15 protein-coding genes are annotated in these 16,054 nt (G+C 70.0%); 10 read left to right on the top strand and 5 right to left on the bottom strand.

Translation table 11 applies throughout. From position 1 onward, the window contains the following. Positions 1–48: 48 nt before the first annotated feature. Entirely contained in the window at positions 49–342 is a 294-nt protein-coding gene (locus tag ASG69_RS09320; RefSeq protein ID WP_037183820.1) for a WhiB family transcriptional regulator, read from the bottom strand. Positions 343–640: 298 nt separating this feature from the next. On the opposite strand from ASG69_RS09320, the gene ASG69_RS09315 reads away from it, so the two are divergent. The 3 genes from ASG69_RS09315 (at position 641) to ASG69_RS09305 (ending at position 3,126) form a co-directional block, all read left to right on the top strand. Beyond that, complete coding sequence (locus ASG69_RS09315) at positions 641–1,396, top strand: hypothetical protein (protein ID WP_056695750.1); 756 nt, start codon at positions 641–643, stop codon at positions 1,394–1,396. Between the two features lie 136 nt (positions 1,397–1,532). Next, complete coding sequence (locus ASG69_RS09310; protein WP_027503789.1) at positions 1,533–2,111, top strand: sigma-70 family RNA polymerase sigma factor; 579 nt, start codon at positions 1,533–1,535, stop codon at positions 2,109–2,111. Further along, positions 2,104–3,126: an anti-sigma-D factor RsdA gene (locus ASG69_RS09305; protein WP_056442493.1), complete on the top strand. Its 1,023-nt coding sequence runs from the start codon at positions 2,104–2,106 to the stop codon at positions 3,124–3,126. The genes ASG69_RS09310 and ASG69_RS09305 overlap by 8 nt, the downstream gene beginning before the upstream one ends. Before the next feature lie 87 nt (positions 3,127–3,213). On the opposite strand, the gene ASG69_RS09300 is transcribed toward ASG69_RS09305, so the two are convergent. After that, positions 3,214–3,618, bottom strand: coding sequence for a DUF5319 domain-containing protein (locus ASG69_RS09300; RefSeq protein ID WP_027503788.1), 405 nt, complete (start codon positions 3,616–3,618; stop codon positions 3,214–3,216). A 287-nt stretch (positions 3,619–3,905) separates the two neighbouring features. Here ASG69_RS09300 and guaB point away from each other — a divergent pair, with 287 nt between their 5' ends. From guaB to guaA, 4 genes are all read left to right on the top strand, one after another. Next, positions 3,906–5,372 carry an IMP dehydrogenase gene (gene guaB / locus ASG69_RS09295; protein WP_027503787.1) on the top strand — a complete coding sequence of 489 codons (1,467 nt, stop codon included), beginning with the start codon at positions 3,906–3,908 and terminating at the stop codon, positions 5,370–5,372. A 69-nt stretch (positions 5,373–5,441) separates the two neighbouring features. Further along, entirely contained in the window at positions 5,442–6,584 is a 1,143-nt protein-coding gene (locus ASG69_RS09290) for a GuaB3 family IMP dehydrogenase-related protein (RefSeq protein ID WP_027503786.1), read from the top strand. 80 nt (positions 6,585–6,664) lie between these two features. Beyond that, a complete protein-coding gene (locus ASG69_RS09285) occupies positions 6,665–8,455 on the top strand; it encodes an FAD-dependent oxidoreductase (protein ID WP_056442491.1) in 1,791 nt (596 codons plus the stop codon). A gap of 28 nt (positions 8,456–8,483) precedes the next feature. Then, the gene (gene guaA / locus ASG69_RS09280) at positions 8,484–10,082 is read left to right on the top strand and encodes a glutamine-hydrolyzing GMP synthase (RefSeq protein WP_056442621.1); all 1,599 of its coding nucleotides are present in this window, start codon (positions 8,484–8,486) and stop codon (positions 10,080–10,082) included. 39 nt (positions 10,083–10,121) lie between these two features. On the opposite strand, the gene ASG69_RS09275 is transcribed toward guaA, so the two are convergent. Then, positions 10,122–10,358: a hypothetical protein gene (locus ASG69_RS09275; RefSeq protein WP_056442488.1), complete on the bottom strand. Its 237-nt coding sequence runs from the start codon at positions 10,356–10,358 to the stop codon at positions 10,122–10,124. Further along, the gene (locus tag ASG69_RS09270; RefSeq protein WP_056442483.1) at positions 10,348–11,616 is read right to left on the bottom strand and encodes a PspC domain-containing protein; all 1,269 of its coding nucleotides are present in this window, start codon (positions 11,614–11,616) and stop codon (positions 10,348–10,350) included. Before ASG69_RS09270 ends, ASG69_RS09275 begins: the two co-directional genes overlap by 11 nt. 140 nt (positions 11,617–11,756) lie before the next feature. Between ASG69_RS09270 and ASG69_RS09265 the strand changes: the two genes are divergently transcribed. Genes ASG69_RS09265 through ASG69_RS09255 form a run of 3 tightly spaced genes read left to right on the top strand, consistent with a single transcriptional unit; the run spans position 11,757 to position 14,664 of the window. Further along, positions 11,757–13,073, top strand: a complete 1,317-nt coding sequence (locus tag ASG69_RS09265) for a sensor histidine kinase (RefSeq protein WP_056442482.1) — start codon at positions 11,757–11,759, stop codon at positions 13,071–13,073. Between the two features lie 2 nt (positions 13,074–13,075). Continuing rightward, positions 13,076–13,711: a response regulator gene (locus ASG69_RS09260; protein ID WP_056442618.1), complete on the top strand. Its 636-nt coding sequence runs from the start codon at positions 13,076–13,078 to the stop codon at positions 13,709–13,711. Further along, positions 13,708–14,664, top strand: a complete 957-nt coding sequence (locus tag ASG69_RS09255; protein ID WP_056442478.1) for an endonuclease/exonuclease/phosphatase family protein — start codon at positions 13,708–13,710, stop codon at positions 14,662–14,664. The genes ASG69_RS09260 and ASG69_RS09255 overlap by 4 nt, the downstream gene beginning before the upstream one ends. A gap of 33 nt (positions 14,665–14,697) precedes the next feature. Here the strand turns inward: ASG69_RS09255 and ASG69_RS09250 are convergent, their stop codons facing one another. After that, positions 14,698–15,948, bottom strand: coding sequence for a serine/threonine-protein kinase (locus ASG69_RS09250; protein ID WP_231476091.1), 1,251 nt, complete (start codon positions 15,946–15,948; stop codon positions 14,698–14,700). Positions 15,949–16,054 lie beyond the last annotated feature (106 nt).

Genomic DNA, 16,054 nt, shown 5'->3' with positions numbered 1-16,054 from the left:
CGAGGCCCCATCGGACACTGTCCGGTGGGGCCTCGCTCGTTCGTGGGGTCAGGAGGCCAGACGGCGACGGTTGCGCCGCGCGAAGACCTCTCGCTCGGTCTCGGACATGCCGCCCCAGATGCCGTACGGCTCGCTCACGGCGAGCGCGTGGCTCCGGCACTGGGCGAGGACGGGGCACGCGCGGCACATCTCCTTGGCCTTCATCTCGCGTTGCGCTCGCGCTCGTCCTCGTTCACCATCGGGATGGAAGAACATCGACGAGTCCTCGCCGCGGCACGATCCGTGCATCTGCCAATCCCAGATATCGGCATTGGGTCCGGGAAGGTGATTGGGCTGGGGCATTGTGTACTCCTAGGACTCTCACGCACGGTCGTGAATTCTTCTGGTGCAGTTCACGATCTGTCGCAACCGTAGAGCCGGGCGAGTTTCACCGTCAACAGTCTCGATCGTGGTGATCTGCATACTCCGAGCAGGCATTAATTAACTCGGACGACACTTTTCTCTGGTGTCGAGCCGGTAGGGGAGTCCTCGTAATGTCCCTGTCACATCGTCGACAAGACACCGACACACTGTGCCCGGAAATGTCGTGACATTTCGTGTGTAAATTCCTGGATAACGCCCGAAGACTATTCTGTTTCCCGTGCAGTCCTCGTGTCCTCCCGTGCCCGGTCCGGACTTCCTGACACGGTGGTCGGAGGCCGTCGACGCCGGGGCCCGCGGGTGGTACGCCGCCTCGCTCACCGGGGCCCGGTCGCTGCGGCGCGACGCCGATCCGGCCGTGCGGTCCCTGGGCGCGAGCCTCGAGGGGTCGCTGCTGCGCCAACTCGGCCGCCACACCGACGCCGCGGTGCGTGACGGCGCGGCGCTCGTCGACAGCGGCTTCTCCCGTGGGACAGGTCCGCGCCGGGCGATCGACGTCGACGCCGCCGTCGACGCCCTCGTCGGTCTCGCCGCCGATGCCATCGGTCCCCGCCGCCTCGCGCGGGCCGACGTCCTCCTCGCCCGGGCGGAGTCGGTGCTCGCCACCCGGCCCGGGCACCAGCGAGTGTCTCTCCGCGTGCTGTGGGTCCGTGCGGAGGTGGCGATGGCGTCGGGTGACGCGCGGCGCGCCCTCGACGCGGCGGAGGCATCCGTTCGGGCGGCACGGGAGTTCCGGTCGCCGCGGCACCTCGTCAAGTCCCGTGTGGTGCACGCCGCGGCCCTGCTGGTGGGGGGTGATCACGCGGGCGCCGCGACGGCAGCGCGCGCGGTGCGCGACGACGCCGTCGCCGCAGACCTGCTCCCGCTCGCGTGGGCCTCCGCCTGCTTGTCCGAAGCGTGCGGCGACCGCGACGCCGGCGCTGTCCGACGAGGGTTCGAGGTTGCGATCCGGTCACGCGGTGGGCAATTCTCGTGACCGAACCGTACGGTTCGGTCGAGCCGCGTCGGGCGGCGACTATCCTTGAGAGGTTCCGCACCGGGCCGTCGGGGACCGGGAGGAAGCGCGCTCGATTCCGGAGCGGGCCCGATGTGAGGTGGGAAACACTCTGACGATGATTGCCACGGGTGAGGGGCTGGACTCGGCCGTCGCCGCAGCTGCTCGCGGCGACCGAAGGGCTCTCTCCGTCGTCCTCGAAACCATCAGGCCGATCGTGGTCCGGTACTGCCGGGCGCGCGTCGGTGCAGGTGAGAGGGGTCAGCTGTCTGCTGACGACGTCGCCCAGGAGGTGTGCCTCGCGGTCATGACAGCGCTGCCGCGCTACGAGGACCAGGGCCGCCCCTTCATGGCGTTCGTGTACGGGATCGCATCGCACAAGGTCGCGGACGCCCATCGCAGCTCGTCGCGTAACAAATCCGAACCGATGGCCGATGTACCGGATGTCATGTCCATCGAGGACGGCCCCGAGCAACGGGCGCTGGATTCGGAGGCAGGACGCCGCATGAACGAACTGCTGTCGACGCTGTCGGAGAAACACCGCGAGATCCTGGTGCTCCGGTTGGTGGTCGGGTTGTCGGCAGAGGAGACGGCCGCCGCCGTGGGTAGTACCGCAGGCGCCGTTCGTGTGGCGCAGCACCGGGCAATAGCGAAGCTGAAGAACGAAGTAGTGGGAGCAGGTGACAAGTATGGCTAGGGACTCGTGGCGCGGCAGCGCTGGAGATTCTCGGCACGGCGCCTCCGGACACGGAGCCACCGGCCGCCCCGACGCCTCCGGCGCAGGTGGCGTCGATCCCCGAGCCGTCGACGACCTCGAGTCGTCCGGCCCCGTCGACATCATGGCCGTGCGCCGTGACGACGCGCTCATCGATGCGATCGCGAGCGACGGTCCCGTCGCGACCGTCGACTCCGACGAGTATCGCCTGGCCAGTCTGCTGGCCGAATGGCGTTCCGACATCCTCGCCGACCCGCTCCCCGAGAGTCCCGATCTCGATCAGGTCGCTGCGGCGATCGATCTCGCGCTGGCCGAGGACGCGCTGCACCGTCAGCGCACGCGGAGCCGGATGCGTTTCCTGCGCCCCGTCGCCGGTGCCGCGGCCGCCGTCGCGTTCCTCGCGGGTGGTGTCACGGCGTTCTCGTACAGCGCGATGCCGGGCGATCCCCTGTGGAAGGTGAAGGAGGTCGTCTTCACCCAGCAGGCCGATTCGACGGTCGCGCAGGTCGACACCACGTCGGCGCTGCAGGAGGTCGAGGATCTGCTCGCTCGTGGTGACGCGGAGACGGCCAAGACTCGTCTGGCCGAGGCCGCACAGCGCACGGAGAGCATTCGCGACGAGGACGAGCGTGCCCAGCTGCAGATGTGGTGGACGCGCCTGTCGGACGAGTTGGCGAAGCTGACAGCGCCGGCCGCCGTTCCGCCGCCGGCGTTGCCGACCACGCCGGTCACCACGGTTCCGACCGTGCCGCAGGACATCATCCCGGAGATCCCCGTCGATCCCAGTCTGCAGCTCCCGCAGGTCCCGCTCCCGACGGAGATCCCGCAGCTGCCTACCGACATCCAGCTGCCGTTCCCGCTGCCGACGGACCTGCCGTTCTTCCCGCAGGCGCCCACCACCACGGTCACCATCCCGCCGGAGATCCTGCGGGCACCGATGCCCGTGCCGTCGACGACGGCGGCGGTCACCCCGGACACGTCCGTGGTGCCCAACTGACCTCGAGTCACCGACCACGTGCACGACGAAGGCCCGCAGACACTGTCTGCGGGCCTTCGTCGTGAGGTGGTGTCGCGCGCCGACGTCCTAGGAGTCGTACCCGTCGCCCTGGAGCGCGTCGTTCATGGACGCATCCGCGTACCCGCGGCAGTAGTCCCACGTGACGTAAGCGTCGGGAATGGGGTCGTACGCGGGCTCGTGGGGACGCACCGTGCCGTCGACGAGCAGCTGCAGCAGGTTCGCACGCAGCATGTCCCAGTCGTGGTAGTGGTCCTGCTGGCAGTCCTCGCAGCACACGACGAGGCCTCGCACGCCGCGGTGGGCGAGCAGTGCCTCGTAGACGGCGAGATCCGCGAGATCCTCCTCGACCGCCAGGCGTTCCTGGGGATCGAGGGGCTGTCCGGGCTCGATGGCGTCGAGGGCGGCCGAGGGGTCGGCTGGATCGCCGGCGAAGGGATCCGGCGGCAGACCTGGAGGCAGTTGATCGCGCACACGTCCACGGTACGCAGCAAGTGCCGGTCTGCGCCAGCGCTACACGGCTCCGCGGGGGTCCGGCGGCCTCCGGCGCACGGGGTGACCTGCGCCGGGCGGGGGACCGATACGATGTACCGCGAGCGGACGAGGGAAGTCCCCGGCTCGCACATCGATCGACCGCAGCTCAGGAGGGCCCGATCCGTATGAGTACCCCCGACAGGCCCGTGACCGCCGCAGAGGACTCGACCGCCCGCGTCGAGGCGACCCGTGTCCGCACCGGTGGCGACGACCCGAACAAGGTTGCCATGCTGGGCCTCACCTTCGACGACGTTCTCCTCATACCCGCCGCATCGGATCTCATTCCGAGCAAGGTGGACACGTCCAGCCAGCTCACCCGCGAGATCCGGCTGCGCGTCCCCCTGGTGTCCAGCGCCATGGACACCGTCACCGAGGCACGCATGGCCATCGCCATGGCTCGCGCCGGCGGTATGGGCGTCCTGCACCGCAACCTGTCCGCGGCCGATCAGGCGGCGCAGGTCGAGGTGGTCAAGCGGTCCGAGGCCGGCATGGTCACGGATCCGGTGACGTGCTCGCCGTCGGACACGCTCGCCGAGGTCGACGCGCTGTGCGCCAAGTTCCGCATCTCCGGCCTGCCCGTCACCGACGAGCGCGGCGAACTGGTCGGCATCATCACCAACCGCGACATGCGGTTCGAGGTCGACCAGAACCGCACCGTCGCGGAGGTCATGACCAAGGCTCCACTGGTCACCGCGCGCGAGGGTGTCACGGCCGACGCCGCGCTGGGCCTGTTGCGTCGTCACAAGATCGAGAAGTTGCCCATCGTCGACGGACACGGCCGGCTCACCGGTCTGATCACCGTCAAGGACTTCGTCAAGACCGAGCAGCACCCCTACGCCACCAAGGACCGCGACGGTCGCCTGCTGGTCGGTGCCGCCGTCGGCGTCGGCGACGACTCCTGGTCCCGCGCGATGCTTCTCGCGGAGGCAGGGTGCGACGTGCTCGTCGTCGACACGGCGCACGGGCACAACTCCCAGGTCCTCGAGATGGTCAGCAAGATCAAGGCCGAGGTGGGCGAGCGTGTCCAGGTCGTCGGCGGCAACATCGCCACCCGCTCGGGAGCGCGCGCCCTGGTCGAGGCGGGTGCGGACGCCGTGAAGGTGGGCGTGGGTCCCGGTTCCATCTGCACCACCCGCGTCGTCGCCGGCGTCGGTGCCCCGCAGATCACGGCCATCCTCGAGGCGGTCGCGGTGTGCAAGGCCGCCGGTGTGCCCGTCATCGCCGACGGCGGACTGCAGTTCTCGGGTGACATCGCCAAAGCTCTCGCCGCCGGCGCTTCCACCGCGATGCTCGGATCCCTGCTCGCGGGCACCGCCGAGTCGCCCGGTGAGCTGATCCTGGTGGGCGGCAAGCAGTTCAAGAGCTACCGCGGCATGGGTTCGCTGGGCGCCATGCAGGGACGCGGCGCGACGAAGTCCTTCTCCAAGGACCGCTACTTCCAGGACGACGTGCTGGCCGAGGACAAGCTGGTGCCCGAGGGCATCGAGGGGCGCGTGCCGTTCCGAGGCCCGCTGTCCCAGGTCATCCATCAGCTCACGGGCGGACTGCGGGCCGCGATGGGCTACACGGGGTCGAACTCGGTGGAGGAGCTGCAGGAGGCGCAGTTCGTGCAGATCACCTCTGCCGGACTCAAGGAGAGCCACCCGCACGACATCACCATGACCGTCGAGGCACCGAACTACACTGCCCGCTGACTCGATTCCGGCCGGAGTCGAGCGCCACCCGACCCACGAGGTCCGGGAGGCTTACGAGAGAGGACGCGCGTGCGCGACCTGGTGGAAATTGGCATGGGCCGCACGGCTCGACGGACGTACGAGCTCGAGGACGTGGACATCGTCCCGTCCCGGCGTACCCGGTCGTCGAAGGAGGTGTCGACGGCATGGCAACTGGACGCCTACCGCTTCGACATCCCGATCGTCGCGCACCCGACCGACGCGTTGGTGTCTCCGTCGTTCGCGATCGAGCTGGGCAAGCGCGGTGGCCTCGGCGTCATCAACGGTGAGGGCCTGTGGAGCCGCCACGCCGACGTGGAGTCGGTGATCGATCAGCTCGTCGAGCTCGCGGAATCGGACGTCGACGCGGACGCGCCGGTGAAGATGCTGCAGAAGCTCCACGCCGCACCCCTGCAGCCGGATCTGCTGGCCGCCGCCGTCGCGCAGGTGCGGGAGGCCGGTGTCACGGTCGCCGTGCGCGTCAGTCCCCAGAACGCACGGTCGCTGACTCCGGCACTGGTGGCCGCGGGCATCGACCTGTTGGTCGTGCAGGGCACGATCATCTCCGCGGAGCACGTGGGACACCCGAGCGAGGAACCGCTCAACATGAAGACGTTCATCGCCGAGCTCGACGTTCCCGTCGTGGCCGGCGGCGTGAGCGACCACCGCACCGCCCTGCACCTGATGCGGACCGGCGCCGCGGGTGTCATCGTCGGCTACGGATCCACCGAGGGTGCCACCACCACGGGCGAGGTCCTCGGTATCGGTGTCCCGATGGCCACCGCGATCGCCGACGCCGCCGCCGCCCGTCGTGACTACCTGGACGAGACCGGCGGCCGGTACGTGCACGTGCTCGCCGACGGCGGGATCTCGACATCGGGTCATCTCGCGAAGGCCATCGCCTGCGGTGCGGACGCCGCTGTGCTCGGCGCACCGCTCGCCCTGGCCGACGAGGCTCCCGGCCGCGGCTGGTACTGGCCGTCGGCAGCGGCGCACCCGTCGATGCCGCGCGGTGCGTTCCTGCCCGTGTCGTTCGGCGAGGACCGTCCGTCGCTGGACCGCGTCCTGTCCGGTCCGTCGACGGACCCGTTCGGCTCGCTGGACCTGGTCGGCGGCCTGCGACGGTCGATGGCCAAGTCGGGCTACTCCGATCTCAAGGAGTTCCAGAAGGTGGGCCTCAACATTCGCGGATAGTCGCGACCAGTTCCTGTCACCCGGATTCACACGTACGGTATCGTGGTACCGATCACGTCCGGGTCTATCAGGAGGTCTCGATGAGCGACACAACCACGACGAGCGCCACCCCGCACTACGACGTCCTCGTCGTGGGGTCCGGCTTCGGTGGCAGTGTCACGGCGCTGCGGCTCGTCGAGAAGGGGTACTCGGTCGGCGTTCTGGAGGCCGGGCGTCGGTTCGAGGACGACGAGTTCGCGGCGACGAGCTGGGACCTGAAGAAGTTCCTCTGGGCGCCGAAGCTGGGCTGTTTCGGCATCCAGCGCGTCCACCTGCTGCGTGACTGCCTCATCCTGGCCGGCGCCGGTGTCGGCGGCGGGTCGCTGAACTACGCCAACACGCTCTACCAGCCGCCGCGGACGTTCTTCCAGGACCAGCAGTGGTCGCACATCACCGACTGGCACTCCGAGCTGACGCCGTTCTACGAGCAGGCGCAGAAGATGCTCGGTGTCGTGCAGAACCCGCACATGACCCCGGCGGACCACGTCATGAAGTCCGTCGCGGACGACATGGGCGTCGGCCACACCTTCATCCAGACGCCCGTCGGCGTGTTCTTCGGCGACGAGCCCGGCAAGACCGTGCCGGATCCGTACTTCGGCGGCATGGGCCCGGACCGCACCGGCTGCATCGAGTGCGGCGAGTGCATGACGGGCTGCCGCCACAACGCCAAGAACACGCTGCTCAAGAACTACCTCGGCCTGGCGGAGAAGGCCGGCGCGGACATCGTGCCGATGACCACCGTCACCGACCTGACACCGCGACCGGACGGCTCGTGGGTCGTGTCCACCGAGCGGACCGGTGCCCGCCTGCGTAAGGGCCGTGCCACCTACACCGCGGGGCACGTCGTCCTCGCCGCCGGCACGTGGGGCACCCAGCAGCTCATGCACAAGTTCCGCGACACGGGTTCGCTGCCGAACCTCTCGCCCACGGTCGGGCGCCTGACGCGCACCAACTCGGAGTCCATCGTCGGCGCGGGCAAGCTGACCTACGACCCGTCCATCGATCTCACCCGCGGTGTCGCGATCACGTCGTCGTTCCACCCCAGTGCCGACACGCACATCGAACCGTGCCGCTACGGCAAGGGCTCGAACGCGATGGGCCTGCTGCAGACGCTCATGACGGACGGCGGCGGCCGCACGCCGCGGTGGCTCAAGTTCCTCGCCGAGGTGGTCAAGAACCCCGTCCGGTTCCTGCGCATGATGAACACGCGACACTGGAGCGAGCGCACCATCATCGCGCTGGTGATGCAGAACCTCGACAACTCCATCACCACCTTCACCAAGCGTGGTCCGTTCGGGCGTCGTCACGTCAGCAGCCGGCAGGGACACGGCGAGCCGAACCCCACGTGGATCCCGATGGGCAACGAGGCCACTCGGCGCATCGCGAAGAAGATCGACGGTATCGCCGGCGGGACGTGGGGAGAGGTCTTCAACATCCCGCTCACCGCGCACTTCCTCGGCGGCTGCGTCATCTCCGAGGACGTCGAGAACGGCGTCATCGACCCGTACCACCGCGTGCACAACTACCCGACGCTGAGCATCGTCGACGGCTCGTCGGTGTCCGCCAACCTGGGCGTCAATCCCTCGCTGACCATCAGCGCGCAGGCCGAGCGGGCCGCGTCGCTGTGGCCGAACAAGGGGGAGAAGGACCTTCGGCCCGCGCAGGGTCTGCCGTACGAGCGCATCGAGCCCATCGCACCCCGCAGCCCGGTGGTTCCCGCGCACGCACCGGCGGCGCTCGTGCTGCCCATCGTCGAGATCCGGACGCCGACGAGTACGCCGCCGTCCTCGACGCGGGTCGCCAGCCACGCGGGCAGCACCGGCGCGGCATGAGGGCGGACGCGCTCTCTAGACTGTGCGCGTGACCGACTCCCCGCAGCAGGATCCCGTCCCGCCCCTCGAGAACGCGAATCCGGTGCTCGTCGTCGACTTCGGCGCGCAGTACGCCCAGTTGATCGCGCGGCGCGTCCGTGAGGCACGGGTGTTCTCCGAGGTCGTGTCGCACACGATGACGGTCGACGAGATCGCGGCGAAGAAGCCCGCGGCGATCGTGCTGTCCGGTGGTCCGTCGAGCGTCTACGCCGAAGGTGCGCCGCAGCTCGATCCGGCGCTGTTCGACCTGGACGTCCCGGTCTTCGGTATCTGCTACGGCTTCCAGGCGATGGCGGGTGCGCTGGGTGGCACGGTCACCCACACGGGCACCCGCGAGTACGGGCGCACCGACATCGACGTCTCCGGCGGAACGCTGCACGACGGGCTGCCGTCGACGCAGCCCGTGTGGATGAGTCACGGCGACGCCGTCACCGAAGCTCCCGAGGGTTTCGAGGTCGTGGCGACCAGTGCCGGCGCCCCCGTCGCCGGCTTCGAGAACCGGGCGCGACGCCTCGCCGGGGTGCAGTATCACCCGGAGGTCCTGCACTCCCCGCACGGTCAGCAGGTGCTGTCCCGTTTCCTGCACGACATCGCCGGCATCGCGCCGACGTGGACGGCGGCGAACATCGCGGACGCGCTGGTCGAGCAGGTGCGCGAGCAGGTGGGCGACGGCCGGGCCATCTGTGGTCTCTCCGGCGGTGTCGACTCCGCGGTCGCCGCGGCGTTGGTGCAGCGCGCGATCGGTGACCGACTGACGTGTGTGTTCGTCGATCACGGACTGCTGCGAGCGGGAGAGCGCGAGCAGGTCCAGCAGGACTTCGTCGCCGCCACCGGCGCCCGGTTGGTGACGGTGGACGCCGTGGACACCTTCCTGCGCGAGCTCGACGGCGTCTCGGATCCGGAGACCAAGCGCAAGATCATCGGCCGCGAGTTCATCCGATCGTTCGAGGGTGCGGTGAGCGCGGAACTGGGTGACAGTGCGGCGCACGGGGAGTCGATCGACTTCCTCGTCCAGGGCACGCTCTACCCGGACGTGGTCGAGTCCGGCGGCGGGAGCGGTACCGCCAACATCAAGAGCCATCACAACGTCGGCGGTCTGCCCGAGGATCTGCAGTTCTCGCTCGTGGAGCCGCTCCGGCTGCTGTTCAAGGACGAGGTCCGCGCCGTCGGCCGGGAGCTCGGCCTGCCCGAGGAGATCGTGGCGCGGCAACCGTTCCCCGGCCCGGGTCTGGCCATCCGCATCATCGGATCCGTGACGCCCGATCGCCTGGCGACGCTGCGCCATGCCGACGCCATCGCCCGCGAGGAGCTGACGATGGCGGGTCTGGACTCCCAGATCTGGCAGTGTCCCGTGGTGCTGCTCGCCGACGTCCGCAGTGTGGGTGTGCAGGGCGACGGCCGGACCTACGGTCATCCCATCGTCCTGCGTCCGGTGTCGAGCGAGGACGCGATGACCGCGGACTGGACCCGGCTGCCGTACGACGTGCTCGAACGGATCTCCACCCGGGTCACCAACGAGGTGCGCGAGGTGAACCGGGTGGTGCTCGACGTGACGAGCAAGCCGCCGGGCACCATCGAATGGGAGTGAGCCCGGCGGCGGACCGCCTGCGGTCGAACGGCGAGAGCTCTACTGCGAGCGGGACTTCCGGCGCCTGACGGGTGCCAGGACGAGGACCACGCCGACGACGATCGCGGCGATCACCAGGGTCCAGCCCGACGCGGCGCCGGCGACGATCGCGGTGGGGTCCGCGCCGACGAGCGTCGGGATCGCCAGCAGCAGTGCCGCCACACCGGCGATCAGCAGGACCGGTGAGGGTCCGCGGCGATCGGTACCGCTCGTGTCGTGTCCGGTCTCATCGGTCACGGTGCACCTCCAGATTTCCCAGCGCAGTGCTGGCCTCGATGGTCAGGGTCGGTCCTGCCGTCCCGTCGGATCCGCCGTCGACCCCGCCGGCTCCGATGCAGTTCGCGTTGCCGACGGCGCTACTGCAGTAAGTGACGACGTTCATGGTCGGTGACAGCAGAATCTCGGTGTTGCCGACGGCCTTCTCCACGGTCACGGTGCGGTCCTCGGTGAGGTCGAGCCCGCGCAGGTCGAGGACGAAGTTCCCCACACCGGACTCGTACGCGGGCGCCAGCGCGGCCATCGACGTGGGCGCGATCGTCACGTTGCCCATGTTCGGCGACTCGACACCGCGCAGGTCCTGCACGTCGACCAGGGACGACACGAGGACGAACCCGGCGAGCGGGGCCGCGAGAACGAGCAAGCCGTAGCCGCGCCGCAGGAACGCGCCGATGATCAGTCCGATGCCGACGACGGTCAGCGCCACCGCGCCGACACGGGGAGCGGTCACGACGGCGGCGCCCGTGGCGGCGCCGATGCCGATGGTCACGGCGGAGGCGATTATGGCGAGGCCAATCACCGTGGACGTCAGGTGCGACTTCCGCGTCGGTGCGGGGACCGGGAGAACGGGCCGACCCGGTTCGGGGAGGTCCCAGGCGAACGGGGCGACTCCCAGAGGATCCCAGCTCGGCGGCGGCGGAGTGGACGGTGTGTCCGGGTCGTCCTTCGACAACGAGACGGGCGCGGGGTGGGCGGCGGGTTCCGGAACGTACTGGTCGGGGAGCGTCGAGTAGGCGTTCCACTGCTGTGCAGCCGGATCGTGCGCGGAGAGGGGAGTGCCGGCGAGCTCGGCCGGTGTCGGCGCGTTCGGAGTCCGACGGAACAGCAGGTACAGGGCCCCCAGCATGGCGATCGTGGACACCAGCCCCGATCCCATTCCGAGTGGTCCGACCGTGAGGACCGAGATGACGAGAGCGACGGACAGCACCACGGCCGTCGTGTGGGAGTCCGACGTGCGGCCGCGGCCGAGCAGCGACTCCGCCGGCGACACGACGTCGCCGCGGCGCGGAAGCACCAGCCAGGCAGCGAGATACAGGACCAGGCCGGATCCACCGAACAGGGTGGAGACGACGAACGCGACACGGACGAGAACGGGGTCGACGCGGTAGCGGTGGCCGATTCCGGCGGCGACACCGGCACCGGGGCCCTGATCGGGCAGGCGCACGGGTCGGGTTCGCCAGATCTCGGACAGCTGGGCGGACGCGGTGGCGTGGGTCATGGATACATCCTGGGCTGCCGGGGCGTCCCGGCGCATCGGGGCGAACCCTGATTTCGCCGGTGTCCACGCGTCGCGCGAATCGACCGAGATGGGGGAGAACCCCGATACCGCGGAGCCGTGAGCCGTGCCAGTATCGAGGCGTGTCCACCCTGCCCGCACAGCCTCCGCACACGCGGGAGCCCCCCGGCCGTTCGCCGTTGCCGACGCCGGCGCTCCGTCGCCGTGCCGCCGGACGTGTCGTCGGCGGTGTCGCGGGCGGTGTCGCCGATCACCTGGACGTCGACGTGTTCCGGGTGCGGGTCGTCTTCGCGGTGCTGTGCGCCGCGGCCGGCGCCGGTGCTGTCGCCTACGGACTGCTGTGGATCTTCACCTCCGCGGGTACCGACGTCCGCAGGCCGGACCGCTCGGAGAAGCGTCGCGCGTACGGGCTGATCGCCCTCGGGATCGGCGGCGCCGTCGCGCTGGGGTCGGGGCTGACGGGCAGCTCGTCCACGATCATCGCCCCTGTCGTCGTCGTCGCGCTCGGCGCCGCGCTGGTGTGGCGGGAGTTCGACGCGGCCGGGACCCGGACGGCGGACACCCGGCCTCGGCACGCACGCACGTCGGTACTCGGGTGGGCGCGCATCGTCGCCGGGGTCACGCTCGTGATCATCGGGCTCTGTGTCGTGCTCGTCGCCCGCGTGGACGTGCGGGCGCTGCAGTCGTCCCTGCTCGCCGTCGTCGTGACGCTGGTCGGGGCGGTACTGCTCACCGTCCCGCTCTGGATGCGGTTGTGGCGCGCCCTCGGTGACGAGCGCGCGGCACGCATCCGGAACGACGAACGCGAGGAGATCGCGTCGCACCTGCACGACTCCGTGCTGCAGACCCTCGCCCTGATCCAGAAGCAGTCCACCGACTCCGCCGAGGTGATGCGCCTCGCGCGCAGTCAGGAACGAGAGCTGCGCAAGTGGCTGTTCGGGGGAGACCGGGACGACCACGCGTCTCTCGTCCGCGCGTTGGCCACCATCGCCGGTGAGGTCGAGGACCACTACGGTGTGACCGTGGATCCCGTGACCGTGGGCGACGTGGCTCTGGACGAGCCGGTCGAGAGTTCGGGGCTGAACCGTGAGGTCGCCACCGCTCTGCTCGGAGCCACGCGCGAGGCGCTTGTCAACGCCGCCAAGCACTCCGGGGTGACCTCCGTCGACCTGTACGCCGAGGCGGGCTGCGACACCGTCGAGGTCTTCGTCCGCGACCGCGGGTGCGGATTCGATCCGGACAGCGTGCCGCAGGATCGCCAGGGCCTGGCGCGCAGTGTGCGGGCACGCATCGAACGCCGCGGCGGCTCGGTGCGGGTGCGGTCCGCACCCGGGCAGGGTTCCGAGATCCACATCTGTGTGCCGCGGGTGCGCGGCACGGGTACCACCGGGCACGCGGACTCCGTGCCCGACACCGCGAGAGAGGAACGGTCCGCGTGACCCTGCGAGTCTTCCTGGTCGACGATCACGGAGTGTTCCGGTCGGGGGTGCGCGCGGAACTGGGGCGCGAGACCGACATCGAGGTGGTCGGTGAGGCCGGGGGCGTCGCGGACGCGGTCCGCGGTATCGACGAGATCCGTCCCGACGTCGTCCTGCTCGACGTGCACATGCCCGACGGCGGTGGGGTCGCCGTTCTGCAGTCCATCGCGGCGGGCCCGGTGTGCCTGGCGCTCAGCGTGTCCGACGCCGCCGAGGACGTCATCGCCGTGATCCGCGCCGGTGCTCGGGGTTACGTCACCAAGACCATCTCGGGGTCCGATCTCGCCGACGCGGTGCGCCGCGTCGCGGGCGGTGACGCCGTGTTCGGACCGCGGTTGGCGGGGTTCGTACTCGACTCGTTCACCGGTCGCTCGGCGGCACCGGAACCGCCGCTCGATCCGGAGCTCGACTCCCTGACGCCGCGCGAGATGGAGGTGCTGCGTCTGCTCGCCCGCGGCTACACCTACCGCGAGATCGCCGAGACGCTCTTCATCTCGATCAAGACCGTCGAGACCCATGCCTCGAACGTGTTGCGGAAGACGCAGCAGTCCAACAGGAACGCCCTCACTCGCTGGGCACACCGACGGCGCATCGAATGAGGGCTCGTGCGGTCGCGGCCGTCGTCGTCGGCCTCGGTGGGCTCGCCGCGGGTCTGGTGGCCGTCGTCTCGTCGATGCTCGAGACCCGCAGCATGGTGGTCGTGGGTCCCGCCTCCGCAGCGCCGATCCTGTTGTGCGTGACCGTCGTCGGAATCCTGGTGTGCCTGCTCGCGCGGCGGTGGTGGATCGCCGCGGCGTCGGTCGTTCTCCTGGGGCCGGCCGCAGTGGTCGTGGTGCCGTTGTACGTACCGGGCGCCGCGGGAGTCGCCGATGCCGCCCCCGGTGAGCCGCTGCGCGTGATGCAGGCGAACGTCAAACTGGGAGAGGCGGATCCACAGGCACTGGTGGAGTCGGTGCGGGAGCGCCGCATCGACGTCCTGACCGTGCAGGAGCTCACCGAGGAGTCGGTGGGGGTGTTCGACGCCGCCGGGCTCTCCGCCGCGTTGCCCTACCGGTTCGTGGCGCCGTATCAGGGCGGCGCGGGCGCCGCGATCTACAGCCGGTTCCCGCTGTCGAACGGCCGGGAACTGCCCGGTTACCTGCTCGCGAGCGTGACGGCAGATCTCGATGTCGGTGCGGCGCAGCCGCTCCGGGTCTACGCGGTGCATCCGGTGCCGCCCTGGCCGACACCCACCCCGGTGTGGGCGTCGGAGCTCGACATGCTCGGTGACGAGTTGGCGCAGGCGTCGCCGGGAGCGGTGATCGTCGGCGGTGACTTCAATTCCACGCACGCGCACAAGCGGTTCCGCGATCTGCTCACCGGTGGATACGTGGACGCCGCGGACGCCGTCGGTGCCGGGCTGATCCCGACCTACCCGATGGACACGTGGTACCCACCGGTGGTCGGGATCGACCACGTCGTGGTGCGGGACGCGCAGGTGCGCTCCCTCGAGCCCGTCGACATCGTGGGATCGGATCACCGGGGGCTCGTCGCGACCGTCGACGTCCCCTGACCCACCTCGATCTCTCGCCGGGTCGGGAGCGGGTCAGAGCACCAGGAGCAGGACGATGAGCAGGAGCAGCACCGCGCCGCCGATCGCGAGGTAGAGCGGCAGCCCGGCGGGGGCGCTGAAGGACTTGGGTTCCTTCGTCTCGAACGCGGGCGGGGAGTACGTCGGGCGCGGAGCCGGCCCGGGTGCCGGCGTGGTGGACGCCGCCGTCGGACGCGGAACCCGATCCAGAGGGGTGGCGGTGTCCGCTGCCGGGAGCCCCGTCATGGTGCGGCCGTGGATGCGTTCGCCTCGCCGGGAGGTGCCCGGGACTCGGGAGCCGCGCAGCGCCCAGAACGGGACCTGACCGTCGGCCGCGCGCAGCGGGTGGTTGATCACCGATCCGGCGTTGCCGTTCTTGCCCACGGCGAGGGTGACGAAGCGGGTGCGGACCTCGGCCATGGTGGGGCGGCGCGCGGGGTCGGGTTCGAGCATGTGCAGCAACGTGGCCGTCATCGGTCCGCTCTTGCGCGGTGGGATGATGCGCCCCCCGGCGACGCGGTGCAGCAGGGCGATGGAGTCGGCGTCGATGCCGAAGGGTGGTTGTCCCTCGGTCGCGGTGTACAGCGTGGCGCCGAGCGAGAAGACGTCGCTGGCCTCGGTGGGGTCCGCGCCGCGCGCCACCTCGGGTGCGAAGTACGCGGGGGTGCCGGTGATGACGGCGCTGTTCTCCTCGTGCGTGTCCGTCTTGGCGCGCGAGATGCCGAAGTCGCTGATCTTGACCATGCCCAGCGCGCTGCCGCGATCGGCGACCAGGATGTTGCCCGGCTTGATGTCGCGGTGCACGATGCCGGCGGCGTGGGCGGCGGTGAGGGCGTCGGCGATCTGGGCACCGATCTGGATGACCTCGTCCGGGGGCAGCGACTCGGCGATGTTGAGGGCCATCGCGAGGCTGCGGGCGGGGAGGTACTCCATGATGAGCCAGGGCTCGCCGCTGTCGAGTGCGACGTCGTGCATGGCGATGGCGTGCGGGTTGTTCAGCTGGGCCGCCATCCGCCCCTCGCGCATGGCGCGTTCGCGAATCTCGCGGGCGGCCTCGGGGGTGAGGTCCACGGTCGAGGTGGCCTGTTTGACGGCCACCTTGCGGCTGAGCAACGTGTCGCTCGCGAGCCACACCGCGCCCATTCCGCCGCCGCCGAGCTTGGAGTCGAGTCGGTAGCGACCGGCGAGGAGGTAGTCGGGTCCGATGACCGGTCGCGTGCGCCCCGAGCCGGCCACCGCTCCGCTGGGCTGCTGGTGATCAGTCACGGTGTTCGAGGTTATCGGACGAGCCGATCGAGTGCCGGGCAGGGCTGTCACCAGGACGTTTCCGGGCGTCTTGACGTTCGAACGGGCAGCGGCTTTACTGGTGTGA

The organism is Rhodococcus sp. Leaf225 (genome assembly GCF_001426145.1).
In the GTDB taxonomy this organism is placed as follows: domain Bacteria; phylum Actinomycetota; class Actinomycetes; order Mycobacteriales; family Mycobacteriaceae; genus Rhodococcoides.
This window is presented reverse-complemented; position numbering and strand designations above follow the sequence as displayed.

Coding starts and splice junctions, on each gene's coding strand:
- ASG69_RS09320 (WP_037183820.1), bottom strand. CDS start 342: ATGCCCCAGCCCAATCACCTTCCCGGACCCAATGCCGATATCTGGGAT.
- ASG69_RS09310 (WP_027503789.1), top strand. CDS start 1,533: ATGATTGCCACGGGTGAGGGGCTGGACTCGGCCGTCGCCGCAGCTGCT.
- ASG69_RS09305 (WP_056442493.1), top strand. CDS start 2,104: ATGGCTAGGGACTCGTGGCGCGGCAGCGCTGGAGATTCTCGGCACGGC.
- guaB (WP_027503787.1), top strand. CDS start 3,906: ATGCTGGGCCTCACCTTCGACGACGTTCTCCTCATACCCGCCGCATCG.
- ASG69_RS09285 (WP_056442491.1), top strand. CDS start 6,665: ATGAGCGACACAACCACGACGAGCGCCACCCCGCACTACGACGTCCTC.
- ASG69_RS09270 (WP_056442483.1), bottom strand. CDS start 11,616: ATGACCCACGCCACCGCGTCCGCCCAGCTGTCCGAGATCTGGCGAACC.
- ASG69_RS09255 (WP_056442478.1), top strand. CDS start 13,708: ATGAGGGCTCGTGCGGTCGCGGCCGTCGTCGTCGGCCTCGGTGGGCTC.